The sequence below is a fragment of the Arthrobacter sp. U41 genome, from assembly GCF_001750145.1.
GTDB lineage: Bacteria > Actinomycetota > Actinomycetes > Actinomycetales > Micrococcaceae > Arthrobacter.
The window spans coordinates 4160280-4172804 of sequence record NZ_CP015732.1 but is presented as its reverse complement, the minus strand read 5'-3'; the positions used below and the strand labels follow the sequence as shown (position 1 = coordinate 4172804).

The window sequence follows — 12525 nt, the reverse complement described above, 5'->3', positions numbered from 1 at the left end:
CGTGAAAAACCTCTTTGCCGTCGTCGTCACCTACAACCGTGCCGACTTCCTGCAGAACCTGCTCGACTCCTTCAGCCGCCTGACCACCGGGCCCGACCGGATCGTGGTGGTGGACAACGCCAGCAGCGACCACACCGCGGAGGTTGTCTCCCGCGCCGTGGCCGCCGGGGGGCTGCCGATCCAGTACGAACGGCTTGCGGCGAACGTCGGCGGTTCTGGCGGCTTCTCCCGCGGCGTTGAAATTGCCCTGGCGGCCGGTGCCGACTGGCTGTGGCTGATGGATGACGACGTCGAGGTGCTCCCGGGGGCGGTCGAGGCGCTGGACCGGTTCACGACCGACTACTCCTGCATGATCGGGCGCCGCTACGACGCCGCGGGCAAGCCGTTCTTCTGGCAGCACCATTTCGTCGAGGCACTCGGCGTCTTCCTGCCTGTCTCGGGCGATGTCTTCCGCAAATCCGAGGTTTTCCGCACCAATGTGGGAAATTTCGAGGGCATGCTGATCAAGGCGTCTCTGGCCCGGGACATCGGGCTGCCGGACCCGCGTTTCTTCATCACCTGGGATGACCTTATCTACGGGTGGCTGGCGGCGCAGCAGACGCCGGTGGTCTACGTGAACGCCTTTGTCATCAAGAAGGTCCGGGCCCAGCGCCAGGTGGACCTGGGTGTGCGCCACCTCAACGATTCTTCCGACCTGAGCCGGCGCTACGTGATGCGGAACCGCGGCCACGTGGCGCAGTACCTGCGCGCGCACGGCAAGTACCACCGGCTCGGATTCGGTGCCGGGACGGCCCTGACCTATTTGAAGGAAATTGTGCGCCTGGTGCTGGTCGAACGCAGCCTGAAGGGGGCCGGCGCCCTGTGGCAGGGGTGGCGCGAATCGCGCGGCATCCTCGCCGACCGGAGCTGGCAGCCGATGCCGCCGGTGCCCGCTGCGGCGGGTCCGGAACCGGCCTGAATCAAGCCCGGATCCGGGTGAACCGGCCCCGTACGGGCGTTACGGACCCGGGATTCCGGCCCGACAGCGATTAGTATCGTCCTAGACCCGGCTGCAGTCCGGCAGTTGCACGGCTGGGTAATTTTTTGAAACAGGCGCATGGCCGCCGTGGTATTGGAAGTCGGTTGCAATCTCTGTTGACTACAAAATCTGAAGCGCGCGAACCTGCCGCAGCACTTGACGAGAAGAAGCCCCCGCTCTGGATCTGGGTCCAGCTCTTCCTCGATTCGATGTCGTGGGTCGTGGCGATCGTCCTGGCGCTGCTGCTGCGCTACGAAATGGGCATCCGGGAAGAACAGCTCGTCAGTGCCATGATCATCATGGCCATCGCCGTTGTGGTGCAGGCCCTGGCCGGCTACGCGCTGGCACTCTACCGCGGCAGGTATCCCTTCGGCAGCTTCCAGGAAGCCAAGGCCCTCGTCTTCGTCACCGTCATTGTGGCCGCCTCCATCACGCTGAGCCTGCTGGTGCTTTATGAGGCCATCGGGATCGGCCGCAGTGTCGGGCTCATCGCCTTCCCGTTCGCCTGCCTCTTCATGGGAGCTGCCCGCTACGCCAAACGGCTCTACGTCGAGGGCAAGAACCGGCCCGGCGACGGCGCCCAGAACACCCTGATCTACGGTGCGGGCTTCCTCGGAAACTCGCTGCTGACGCGCATGCTGCAGGACGCCGATTCGCCGTATTTCCCGGTCGGGCTGATCGACGACGATCCCACCAAGAAGCACCTGCGGCTCTCCGGAGTCCAGGTCCTTGGCCGCGGCGACGACCTGCCGGCCATCATCCGGCGCACCCGCGCCACCGTCCTGGTGCTGGCTTTCGCCAATGTCGAGGCCTCCGTCGTCCGGCGGATTTCAGACGCCGTCGCCGGAATGAACATCAGGGTGCTGGTCCTACCCCCGTTGAGGGACATGCTCGGCCGCGGGGCACCCGAAGGTTTCTCCGATTTCCGCGATGTGGCGGTCGAGGACCTGATCGGGCGGCGGCCGGTCGATATCAAGGTCGACGAGATTGCGGGCTACATCAAGGGCAAACGCGTTCTGGTCACCGGTGCCGGCGGCTCCATCGGCTCCGAACTGTGCCGGCAGATCGTCCAGTTCTCACCCGCGGAACTGATCATGCTGGACCATGACGAAACAGGGCTGCAGCACACCCAGATCTCCATCACCGGCCGCGGACTGCTCGCCGGCCGCGACACGGTCCTGGCCAGCATCCGGGACGGCGCCGCACTCCAGGAGATCTTCCAGGACCGCCGCCCCGAGGTGGTGTTCCACGCTGCCGCCCTCAAACACGCGCCGCTGCTGCAGCAGTATCCGATCGAAGCCTGGAAAACCAACGTTCTGGGCACCCTCAACGTGCTGCGAGCGGCCGAGCGTTCCGGCGTTTCACACTTCGTGAATATCTCCACGGACAAGGCAGCGAACCCGACGACGGCGCTTGGCCACTCCAAACGCGTCGCCGAAAAGCTGGCCGCCTGGATGGCCGGCCAGACCGGCCGCAAATTCGTCTCCGTCCGGTTCGGCAATGTGATGGGCAGCCGCGGCTCGATGCTGCCGCTCTTCACGGAACAGATCCGGGTCGGCGGGCCCGTGACCGTCACAGACCCCGAAGTCACGCGCTTCTTCATGACGATCCCGGAAGCCTGCCAGCTGGTCATCCAGGCCGGCGCAATCGGACGCGGCGGCGAAGTCATGATCCTTGACATGGGGGAGCCGGTCAGGATCCTGGATGTCGCCCAGCGCATGATCGCGATGTCCGGCAAAAAGGTGGAGATCGTCTACACCGGACTTCGGCCCGGCGAGAAGCTCCACGAGGAACTCGTCGGCACCGGCGAGCTGGACGAACGCCCCCTGCATCCCAAAATTTCGCACACCAGGGCCCACGAACAGGACCCGGCCGCGCTGGACCTCGATGTCTGGCTGGCCCGCTGCGAGGCCGAGCAGGGGATCGACATCGAGTCCCTCCCCGACGAGGAAGCCGATGAGCCGGGCGAGAGCATGAGGGCGGCGTCATGATGCCTGTGCTCCTTGCTGCCGGCGCCACCCTGCTGGCAAGCGTCCTGCTTCCTTTTGTGGTCAAGCCGTGGCTGGTCAGGATGGGCGTTGTGGACGTGCCGTCGGCCAGGTCATCCCACGGCCGGACCACCATCCGTGGCATGGGCGTTGCCGTTTCCCTGGCCACCGCCATCGGCTACGCGGCCGCCGTCCTCCTGGGGGCGGTGACGGTGGACCGGTCAGTCTTCCTCGTGGTCCTGGCGGTCATCGTGGCAAGCGCGGTGGTTGGCTGGATCGAAGACCTCCGCGGTCTCTCCATCCGTGGCCGCGCCGCCGCGCAGCTGGGAATCGGTGCCGCCGGTTCAACGGCCCTGCTCCTCCTCACCGGCCAGTCCTTCTGGTGGCTGCCGCTGGCTGCGCTGGCCATTGCCGCCTATATCAACATTGCCAACTTCATGGACGGCGTCAACGGGATTTCCAGTTTCCACGGAATCCTCGCGGGCACCGCGTACGCGGTGGCCGGGCAACTGGCCGGACAGCCGTGGCTCACCGCCGGCGGCGCGGTGCTGGCCATGGCCTTCCTGGGATTCCTGCCGTGGAACCTCGCCCGGGGCTCCGTGTTCCTGGGCGACGTCGGCAGCTACCTGCTCGGAGCCTCAGTGTCGGCACTCGCGGTGGCAGGGTTCCTCAGCGGCGTCTATGTGGAATACGTCCTGGCGCCGATCCTGGTCTACGTGGCCGACACCGGCTATACCCTGCTGCGCAGGATCAAGGCGGGCGAACGGTGGTACGCGTCCCACCGCGAGCATGTATACCAGCGGCTCACCGACGTCGGCTTCTCACACCTGCAGTCGGCCGGCACCGTCGCAGCCTGCACCATGGCAGTCATCGTGCTCAGCTTCATCGCCGCCACCGCACCGCTGCCCATGGTGGTGCTTTGTGTCGCCGGAAGTCTGGCCGTGCTGGCGCTCTACCTCGCCTCGCCGGACCTCATCCGGCACTTCCGGCGGCGGCAGAAGGTCACCCGGGTACCGGTGTCCTAGGCCGCACGGCGGCCTCACCCCGGCCCCGGGCGCCGTCATGTTCTATCTCATGTAGAATTCATGTGCGGTCCTTCGCCGCGCCACTGCGACCAGCAAACACCCTCGACGATTGGGATCCTATGACCTCCAACGCCGAACCCGGACGAAAGTCCGGCGCCGGAGAAGTTGGTGTCTCGGGTCCCACAAAATCATTGTGGCTGCGCCTGCTGGCCATCAGCTCGGCTGCTGGCGGCGGCGCCCTGCTGCTCACCAGCCTGGCAGCGCTCCTGCTTGACGGCACGGCGGCCGCGCTGTCGTCCCTCTTCGGCGGGGCGCTCGTGATCGCCTTCTTCGCCATCAGCCTCCTGGTCGGCCATTTCGGCGGCCGCAATCACTCGTCCGGAGCCATCGGCCTGTTTGCGGCCACCTACTTCGTCAAGGTCGTCGGCTTCGCCGTGGTGCTGTTCGCCATCGGCAGCCCCGACTGGCTGAACGGGCGCTGGTTCCTGGCCGGCGCCGTTGTGACTGTGGTGTTGTGGCAGGCCGCCGAGATTTACGGCTTCAGCAAGGCGCGGCTCCAGCTCTACAACGACCCCGACACCCCGGAAGGCGGCACTGATGTTTAGCCGCAAGGACCGACACAACAGCAAGCCCAGCACCCCCAGAAGGACGTCCGGCGCCCCCGGTGTTTCGGACAACGGACGCGACGGCGGATACAACGCCGGGATCGCCGTCTTCAGCTACATTGTTGGCGGAATCATGGTCTGGAGTTTGATAGGGTGGGGTCTGGATAATCTGTGGGGAACCCGCTGGATTGTGCTCGCAGGCGCTCTGCTTGGAGCCGCGGGAGGGTTCTATCTTTCTCATATGCACGGCCTCACCAGTTCGCGTAATTCGACTGGCGGGGACAATGCTGCACGTGGCCCGTCCAAGGACGAGGATCAGTAATGCCAAATAATTTCACAGGGGGAGAGTCTGACCGCAACGTCGACTTTCCCCTACCAACGCCCAATGATGGACACTGCAGAGAGGAAACGCGTTGATCGCGCTTGCGCTCCCGGCCCAAGATTCAGGAACTTTTACGCCTCCTGGAATTGAAGAAATGCACCTGCCGGCAATCCTGCCGTGGGGGGCGGCCGACGGATTCTCCAAGCAGATGCTGCTGGTAATCCTTTCGGTCGTTATTATCGCCACATTCTTTCTGCTAGCTGCCCGAAAGGGCCAGCTTGTTCCCGGCAAACTGCAGTTCGCCGGCGAAGCCGCCTATGGCTTCGTCCGCAACGGCATCGCCAAGGACATCATCGGCGGCAAAGATTTCATGAAGTATGTTCCGCTGCTGTTCAGCCTGTTCTTCTTCATCCTGGTGAACAACATCTACGGCGCCATTCCGGTGCTCCAGCTCCCGAGCTTCTCGCACGTCGGCGGCGCCTACGTGCTCGCCGGAATCGTGTACATCACCTGGATCGCCATCGGCGTCAAGAAGAACGGACTGAAGTACTTCAAGCTGGCCACCGTGCCTTCCGGAGTGCCGATCTACATTCTTCCGCTGATCATCCCGATCGAAATCATCTCGAACTTCCTGGTCCGCCCCGTCACGCACAGCCTCCGTCTGTTCGCGACCATGCTGGCCGGCCACCTGATCGTGATGATCGCCGGCTCGGGCATCGAGTTCCTCGTTATGCAGGAGAACATCCTGCTCAAGGGAACCTCGGTCCTGGTGCTCGGCGGTGCGATTGCCATGTACATGCTGGAAGCGCTGATCATGGCGCTGCAGGCCTACGTGTTCACCCTGCTGGCCGCCATCTACATCGAAGGCGCCCTGCACGCGGATAGCCACTAGGCACCCAAAAAACTTCCCCTTACGGGGGATGAAAGCACACCAAACAACCTGCCACATAGATGGCATCTTGAAAGGAAAAAAATGGAAGGCAATCTCAACCTCGTAGGTTACGGTCTGTCCGCAATCGGCGGTGGTATCGGTGTTGGTCTCGTGTTCGCCGCTTACATCAACGGCGTCGCACGTCAGCCGGAGGCACAGCGTGTGCTCCAGCCGATCGCATTCCTCGGCCTCGCGCTGACTGAAGCCCTCGCCATCCTCGGCCTGGTCTTCGCGTTCGTTCTCTAGTCTGAATTTTCAGAACTAAGCGAACATCCAGAACCGAGTAGATAAGGACGGGTGAATTATGAATCAGCTGATCATCTCAGCCGCCACAGAGGGCGCTAACCCTCTGGTTCCCAATCCCTGGGAAATGGGCGTCGTTCTCGCCGGCTTCGCTGTCCTCATGTTCATCGTGGTCAAGTTTATTGTCCCGATGTTCGAGAAGACCTTCGCAGAACGTGCCGAGGCCATTGAAGGCGGCATTGCCAAGGCCGAAAAGGCCCAGGCAGAGGCTTCCGCTGCACTCGAAGAGTACAAGCAGCAGCTCACTGATGCCCGTGCCGAGGCCAACCGCATCCGCGAGGAAGCACGTGCCGAAGGCGCTCAGATCCTCGCGGATCTGAAGGAGAAGGCAGCTGCAGAGTCTGCCCGCATCACGGCTCAGGCGCACGCGGCGATCCAGTCCGAGCGCCAGGCCGCCGTTGTGTCCCTCCGCGCGGAGGTCGGCACGCTGGCCACCACGCTGGCAGGCCGCATCGTTGGCGAGTCGCTTGACGATGACGCGCGTTCGGCGCGTGTGGTTGACCGCTTCCTGGCAGATCTGGAGAACCAGAACGCAGGTGCAGCTAAGTAATGGCAGGTGTATCGAGCGAATCGCTGACCGCGGCCCTCGTGGCGCTGGAAGCCAAGCTTCCCTTCGCCTCGCTGCAGTTGGCTCAGGAACTCTTCGGAATCCTGGGAACGGTGGACAGCTCGGCTGGCTTGCGCCGCGCCCTGACCGATCCGTCCCGCAGCGGTGACGAAAAGTCGGCGCTTATCAAGCAGCTCTTCGGCGGGAAAGTCTCCGCGGATGCTGTGGAAATCGCGAGCGGACTGGCCGGCTCACGCTGGGCATCGGCTCGGGATATCGGCGATGCCCTCGAGACTCTTGCCGCTTCGGTGGTAATCGCCGTTGCCGAGAACAAGTCTGCCGTCTCTGCCTCAGGAATCAGCGGGCTGGAAGCGCTGGAGAACGATCTGTTCTCCTTCAACCAGGTCGTCGAGTCCAACCACGAGGTACAGCGTGCTGTGTCCGAACCGCAGGCGAGCCCGGCTGCCAAGGTTGCCCTGGCCGAAAAGCTTGTACCCAGTGCAAGCGAGGAAGCGAAAGTCCTCATCGGACAGGCAGTTTCGCATCCCCGGGGTCTCAAGGCGACCAAGCTCGTCCGTCGTTTCGCCGAGCTTGCAGCCAAGCGCCAGCAGCGCTGGATTGCAACGGTCAGCGTCACCCGTGCGCTGACCGAGACCCAGACCAGCCGTCTGCAGGCGGGGCTGAATGCCCTCTACGGGCGCGAGCTCAAGATCAACATGAACGTTGACCCGGCACTGATCGGTGGCATCCGGATCCAGGTAGGTGACGAAGTGGTTGACGCTTCGGTCCTCGCCCGCCTGGGCCAGCTTCACCGTCAGCTTGCCGGGTAGCCGGACAAGCACAACTTAACGAAACGAAACCCCGGTCATCGTGAGCAACGATGATCACGAAAACAGGAGAGCAGGGACTGCAGATGGCCGAATTGACCATCAACGCCGACGACGTCCGTAATGCGTTGAACGAGTTCGCGGCGTCCTACGAACCCGGAAACGCAGAGCGCGTAGAGGTCGGCCGTGTAACAACCGCAGGTGACGGCATCGCCCGTGTTGAGGGCCTTCCCTCGGTCATGGCGAACGAGCTGCTTCGCTTCGAAGACGGCACGCTGGGCCTGGCCCAGAACCTCGACGTCCGCGAAATCGGCGTCATCATCCTCGGTGACTTCACCGGAATCGAAGAGGGCCAGGAAGTTCACCGCACCGGACAGGTTCTGTCCGTACCGGTGGGCGACGCCTTCCTCGGACGAGTTGTCGACCCGTTGGGCGAGCCCATCGATGACCTTGGCGAGATCAAGGCCGAGACCACCCGTGCCCTGGAACTCCAGGCGCCCGGCGTGACCCAGCGCAAGTCGGTTCACGAACCGATGCAGACCGGACTCAAGGCTATTGACGCCATGATCCCGATCGGCCGCGGCCAGCGTCAGCTGATCATCGGTGACCGTCAGACCGGCAAGTCGGCCATCGCGATCGACACGATCATCAACCAGAAGGCCAACTGGGCCTCCGGCGATGTCAACAAGCAGGTGCGCTGCATCTATGTAGCCATTGGCCAGAAGGCATCCACCATCGCGGCTGTCCGTCAGACGCTCGAGGACAACGGCGCACTGGAGTACACGACCATCGTGGCTTCCCCCGCGTCCGACCCCGCAGGCTTCAAGTACCTGGCACCGTACGCCGGTTCGGCCATCGGCCAGCACTGGATGTACGGCGGCAAGCACGTGCTCATCGTGTTTGATGACCTCTCCAAGCAGGCTGAGGCCTACCGGGCAGTATCGCTGCTGCTCCGCCGCCCGCCGGGACGCGAAGCCTACCCGGGCGACGTTTTCTACTTGCACTCCCGTCTGCTGGAGCGTTGTGCCAAGCTCTCCGACGAGCTCGGTGCAGGTTCGATGACCGGCCTGCCGCTCATCGAGACCAAGGCAAACGACGTCTCCGCCTACATCCCGACCAACGTGATCTCCATTACCGATGGCCAGATCTTCCTGCAGTCGGATCTCTTCAACGCCAACCAGCGTCCGGCCGTCGACGTGGGTGTCTCCGTTTCCCGCGTGGGTGGCGCAGCCCAGGTCAAGTCCATGAAGAAGGTCTCCGGTACCTTGAAGCTGGAACTGGCTCAGTACCGCGACATGCAGGCATTCGCCATGTTCGCGTCGGACCTCGACGCGGCATCGCGCCAGCAGCTGACCCGTGGTGCACGACTGATGGAACTGCTTAAGCAGGGCCAGTACTCGCCGTTCCCGGTTGAGAACCAGGTCGTCTCCATTTGGGCCGGTACCAACGGGCACCTCGACGAAGTTCCGGTTGAGGACATCAACCGCTTCGAGACCGAGTTCCTGGAGCACCTCAAGCACAAGTCCTCCATCCTGACGACGCTGGCCCAGACCAACGTCATGAGCGATGACACTGCAGAAGCACTGAAGACCGCGATCGTGGACTTCAAGAAGGGCTTCTTCGGCGAGGGAGACAACCTGCTGGTTGGTGCGGGGCACGAAGAATACGCCCCCATCGACGAGGCACAGGTCGACCAGGAAAAAATCGTCAAGCAGAAGCGCTAGTTTCGCTGGCAGGGACTGTCGGGACCCCACCGGGTTCCGGCAGCCCCGGCCATCGGGATCTTAGGAAAGGATAAGTATGGGAGCCCAGATTCGGGTCTACCGCCAGAAGATCAGCTCGACGACGTCGATGCGCAAGATCTTCAAGGCGATGGAACTGATCGCTACCTCGCGCATCGGCAAGGCCCGAGCACGCGTAGCAGCTTCACTGCCTTACGCAAACGCCATCACGCGTGCCGTTTCTGCTGTCGCAAGCCAGAGCGAGATCGACCATCCGCTGACCACCGAGCCGGAGCAGATCCGCCGGGCCGCCGTCCTGGTAATCACCTCGGACCGTGGCCTCGCAGGTTCGTACTCCGCGAGCGTGCTCAAGCAGGCGGAAGGCCTCAACGAGCTGCTCGTCGAGGAGGGCAAGGAAGTCAAGATGTACCTGGTCGGCCGCAAGGCTCAGGCATACTTCGACTTCCGGAACCGTCCTTACGGGCGTGTCTGGACCGGCGGCACGGACGCACCGGAGTTTGCCACCGCACAGGAAATCGGCGACGCACTGCTGACTGACTTTGCGACAGACTACGCAGAGGGCGGCGTCGACGAGATCCATGTCGTCTACACCCGCTTCAAGTCCATGGTCACGCAGGAGCCGACGGTAGTCCGTCTTCTCCCGCTTGAGGTTGTCGAAGAGCAGGCGGCGTCCGAATCGGACCTCCTGCCGCTCTACGAATTCGAGCCGGAAACGGAGCAGGTTCTTGATGCTCTGCTGCCGCGCTACATCGAATCACGTATCTTCGCCGCGATGCTGCAGGCAGCGGCTTCGGAGCTTGCTGCCCGCCAGCGGGCAATGAAGTCCGCCGGCGACAATGCCACGGACCTCATCAAGAAGTTCACGCGTCTGCGCAACACTGCCCGCCAGGCTGAAATTACGCAGGAGCTTTCCGAAATCGTGGCCGGTGCCGACGCGTTGAACGCGTCCTAGCCTCCACGAGCCCGGATCCTGCTGTACCTGCACCAAAGTAAACTTAACCCCAACGCCATCTACTGAGTGAAGTGAGAGAGATGACTGCCACAGCTACCGAACACGTAGCCGCGACGACCGGTGCTACCGGCCGTATTGCACGTGTTATTGGCCCGGTTGTCGACGTCGAATTCCCGGCTGACGCAATCCCCTCGATTTACAACGCACTCACCACCGAGATTACTCTCAACGGTGAGACCAAGACCATCACGTTTGAGGTTGCCCTGCACCTCGGCGACAACGTCATTCGCGCCATCTCGCTGCAGGCAACCGACGGCCTCGTCCGCGGTACCGCAGTAGTGGACACGGGAGCCCCCATCTCCGTGCCCGTCGGCGACGTCGTCAAGGGACACATCTTCAACGTCCTCGGACAGCCGCTTGACGTGACTGAGGCCGAACTCGAGATCACCGAGCGCTGGCCCATCCACCGCAAGGCTCCGGCCTTCGCGACGCTTGAGGGTTCCACCGAGATGATGGAAACCGGCATCAAGGTCATCGACCTTCTCACCCCGTACATCAAGGGTGGCAAGATTGGTCTGTTCGGTGGTGCCGGTGTCGGCAAGACCGTCCTGATCCAGGAAATGATCACCCGTGTTGCCCGCAACTTCGGCGGCACCTCGGTGTTCGCCGGTGTCGGCGAGCGTACCCGTGAGGGCAACGACCTCTGGGTCGAAATGGAAGAGGCAGGCGTCCTCAAGGACACCGCCCTTGTATTCGGCCAGATGGATGAGCCGCCGGGAACGCGTCTGCGCGTGGCACTGTCCGCCCTGACCATGGCGGAGTACTTCCGCGATGTGCAGAACCAGGACGTGCTGCTCTTCATCGACAACATCTTCCGCTTCACCCAGGCAGGCTCCGAGGTTTCCACCCTCCTCGGCCGCATGCCGTCGGCCGTGGGCTACCAGCCCAACCTGGCCGACGAGATGGGTCTCCTCCAGGAGCGCATCACGTCCACCAAGGGCCACTCGATCACCTCGATGCAGGCCATCTACGTTCCCGCGGATGACTACACTGACCCGGCACCGGCAACGACCTTCGCACACCTCGACGCGACCACGGAACTTTCCCGTGAAATCGCTTCCCGTGGTCTGTACCCGGCCGTTGACCCGCTGACGTCGACGTCGCGCATCCTGGATCCGCAGTACATCGGCAACGACCACTACAACACGGCCGTCCGCGTCAAGCAGATCCTGCAGAAGAACAAGGAACTCCAGGACATCATCGCCATCCTCGGCGTTGATGAGCTCTCCGAAGAGGACAAGATCGTCGTGTCGCGTGCACGCCGCATCCAGCAGTTCCTCTCGCAGAACACCTACACCGCCAAGCAGTTCACCGGCGTCGAAGGCTCCACTGTGTCCATCAAGGACACCGTTGAAGGCTTCACCGCGATCTGCGACGGCGAACTCGACCACATTGCAGAGCAGGCGTTCTTCAACGTCGGCGGCCTGGATGATGTCGAGCGCCAGTGGGCCAAGATCCAGGAACAGACCAAGTAATATGGCTGAGCTTGAGGTTGAGATTGTCGCAGCGGACCACTTCGTGTGGTCCGGAGCGGCCAAGATGGTCAAGGCCCGCACCAGCGATGGTGAAATCGGAATCCTGCCCGGCCACTCGCCCCTGCTGGCGATTCTGGCCGAAGGTGAGCTGGCAATCCAGCCGGTCTCCGGTGACCGTATTGCCGTAGTTGTCGACGGCGGGTTTTTCTCCGTCGACAACAACCGGGTCGTCATTGTCGCTGACAACGCCCAAATGGGCGACGCGGCTACTGCGGGGATCCGCTAGCACGACCTTGATGAACGATACAGTTTTTCCGTTCATCGCCTTGGCAACGGTCTTTGCGTTGCTGGTATCTGCACTGTGCCTTTCCGGGGTGCGCCGCTTCAATCTGCGGCGCGCCCTGGGCACGGTGGACGCCTCCATTTGCACGGCTGGGAACAGCTGGCAGATGGGGGTTTGTCGTTATCAGGACAACGACCTGGAGTGGTTCCGCCTTGCCTCGTTAAGCATGCGGCCCAAACACACCTTCCGGCGGAGCTCGCTCGAGCTGATCGGCCGGCGCAAGCCCACTGAATCCGAACTCGTGAAGGTCCAGCCCGACGCCGTGATTGTCGAACTCCGCTACGAGGGCCGGGACGTCCTGCTCGCGATGCGGTTCGACGCCTACACCGGGTTGTCCTCCTGGCTTGAGGCCGGGCCGGTCATTGGCGTCGGCACCTGGCGCTAGCC

The 12525-nt window shown here is 63.1% G+C and carries 14 protein-coding genes; all 14 read left to right on the top strand.

Annotation, left to right across the window (positions count from 1 at the left end; genetic code table 11):
* Window position 1 precedes the first annotated feature (1 nt).
* Window positions 2–958 carry a glycosyltransferase gene (locus ASPU41_RS19030; protein ID WP_069952237.1) on the top strand — a complete coding sequence of 319 codons (957 nt, stop codon included), beginning with the start codon at window positions 2–4 and terminating at the stop codon, window positions 956–958.
* Between the two features lie 176 nt (window positions 959–1134).
* Window positions 1135–3009 (top strand): polysaccharide biosynthesis protein, encoded by a 1875-nt coding sequence (locus ASPU41_RS19025; RefSeq protein WP_069952236.1) that lies wholly within the window; start codon window positions 1135–1137, stop codon window positions 3007–3009.
* Complete coding sequence (locus ASPU41_RS19020; protein WP_083266623.1) at window positions 3006–4031, top strand: MraY family glycosyltransferase; 1026 nt, start codon at window positions 3006–3008, stop codon at window positions 4029–4031. Before ASPU41_RS19025 ends, ASPU41_RS19020 begins: the two co-directional genes overlap by 4 nt.
* A gap of 119 nt (window positions 4032–4150) precedes the next feature.
* On the top strand, window positions 4151–4636 hold the full coding sequence (locus tag ASPU41_RS19015; protein ID WP_069952235.1) for a hypothetical protein: 486 nt from the start codon (window positions 4151–4153) through the stop codon (window positions 4634–4636).
* The gene (locus ASPU41_RS22295) at window positions 4629–4958 is read left to right on the top strand and encodes a hypothetical protein (RefSeq protein ID WP_083266622.1); all 330 of its coding nucleotides are present in this window, start codon (window positions 4629–4631) and stop codon (window positions 4956–4958) included. The genes ASPU41_RS19015 and ASPU41_RS22295 overlap by 8 nt, the downstream gene beginning before the upstream one ends.
* Window positions 4959–5049: 91 nt before the next feature.
* Window positions 5050–5850 carry a F0F1 ATP synthase subunit A gene (gene atpB / locus ASPU41_RS19010; protein WP_069952234.1) on the top strand — a complete coding sequence of 267 codons (801 nt, stop codon included), beginning with the start codon at window positions 5050–5052 and terminating at the stop codon, window positions 5848–5850.
* 81 nt (window positions 5851–5931) lie between these two features.
* Window positions 5932–6135, top strand: coding sequence for an ATP synthase F0 subunit C (gene atpE / locus ASPU41_RS19005; RefSeq protein ID WP_009356484.1), 204 nt, complete (start codon window positions 5932–5934; stop codon window positions 6133–6135).
* 58 nt (window positions 6136–6193) lie between these two features.
* Window positions 6194–6742: a F0F1 ATP synthase subunit B gene (locus tag ASPU41_RS19000; protein ID WP_069952233.1), complete on the top strand. Its 549-nt coding sequence runs from the start codon at window positions 6194–6196 to the stop codon at window positions 6740–6742.
* A complete protein-coding gene (locus ASPU41_RS18995; RefSeq protein ID WP_069952232.1) occupies window positions 6742–7569 on the top strand; it encodes a F0F1 ATP synthase subunit delta in 828 nt (275 codons plus the stop codon). Before ASPU41_RS19000 ends, ASPU41_RS18995 begins: the two co-directional genes overlap by 1 nt.
* 83 nt (window positions 7570–7652) lie before the next feature.
* Window positions 7653–9290, top strand: coding sequence for a F0F1 ATP synthase subunit alpha (gene atpA / locus ASPU41_RS18990; protein ID WP_069952818.1), 1638 nt, complete (start codon window positions 7653–7655; stop codon window positions 9288–9290).
* A gap of 76 nt (window positions 9291–9366) precedes the next feature.
* Entirely contained in the window at window positions 9367–10260 is an 894-nt protein-coding gene (locus ASPU41_RS18985; RefSeq protein WP_069952231.1) for a F0F1 ATP synthase subunit gamma, read from the top strand.
* Between the two features lie 80 nt (window positions 10261–10340).
* Window positions 10341–11795, top strand: coding sequence for a F0F1 ATP synthase subunit beta (gene atpD, locus ASPU41_RS18980; RefSeq protein ID WP_069952230.1), 1455 nt, complete (start codon window positions 10341–10343; stop codon window positions 11793–11795).
* Window position 11796: 1 nt separating this feature from the next.
* Window positions 11797–12081 carry a F0F1 ATP synthase subunit epsilon gene (locus tag ASPU41_RS18975; protein ID WP_069952229.1) on the top strand — a complete coding sequence of 95 codons (285 nt, stop codon included), beginning with the start codon at window positions 11797–11799 and terminating at the stop codon, window positions 12079–12081.
* A 10-nt stretch (window positions 12082–12091) separates the two neighbouring features.
* Complete coding sequence (locus ASPU41_RS18970) at window positions 12092–12523, top strand: DUF2550 domain-containing protein (protein ID WP_069952228.1); 432 nt, start codon at window positions 12092–12094, stop codon at window positions 12521–12523.
* Window positions 12524–12525: the final 2 nt, after the last annotated feature.

Excerpts from the sequence above, each read along its gene's own strand:
- ASPU41_RS19020 (WP_083266623.1), top strand. The coding sequence starts at position 3,006 with ATGATGCCTGTGCTCCTTGCTGCCGGCGCCACCCTGCTGGCAAGCGTC.
- ASPU41_RS19015 (WP_069952235.1), top strand. The coding sequence starts at position 4,151 with ATGACCTCCAACGCCGAACCCGGACGAAAGTCCGGCGCCGGAGAAGTT.
- ASPU41_RS22295 (WP_083266622.1), top strand. The coding sequence starts at position 4,629 with ATGTTTAGCCGCAAGGACCGACACAACAGCAAGCCCAGCACCCCCAGA.
- atpE (WP_009356484.1), top strand. The coding sequence starts at position 5,932 with ATGGAAGGCAATCTCAACCTCGTAGGTTACGGTCTGTCCGCAATCGGC.
- ASPU41_RS19000 (WP_069952233.1), top strand. The coding sequence starts at position 6,194 with ATGAATCAGCTGATCATCTCAGCCGCCACAGAGGGCGCTAACCCTCTG.
- ASPU41_RS18995 (WP_069952232.1), top strand. The coding sequence starts at position 6,742 with ATGGCAGGTGTATCGAGCGAATCGCTGACCGCGGCCCTCGTGGCGCTG.
- atpA (WP_069952818.1), top strand. The coding sequence starts at position 7,653 with ATGGCCGAATTGACCATCAACGCCGACGACGTCCGTAATGCGTTGAAC.
- ASPU41_RS18985 (WP_069952231.1), top strand. The coding sequence starts at position 9,367 with ATGGGAGCCCAGATTCGGGTCTACCGCCAGAAGATCAGCTCGACGACG.
- atpD (WP_069952230.1), top strand. The coding sequence starts at position 10,341 with ATGACTGCCACAGCTACCGAACACGTAGCCGCGACGACCGGTGCTACC.
- ASPU41_RS18975 (WP_069952229.1), top strand. The coding sequence starts at position 11,797 with ATGGCTGAGCTTGAGGTTGAGATTGTCGCAGCGGACCACTTCGTGTGG.
- ASPU41_RS18970 (WP_069952228.1), top strand. The coding sequence starts at position 12,092 with ATGAACGATACAGTTTTTCCGTTCATCGCCTTGGCAACGGTCTTTGCG.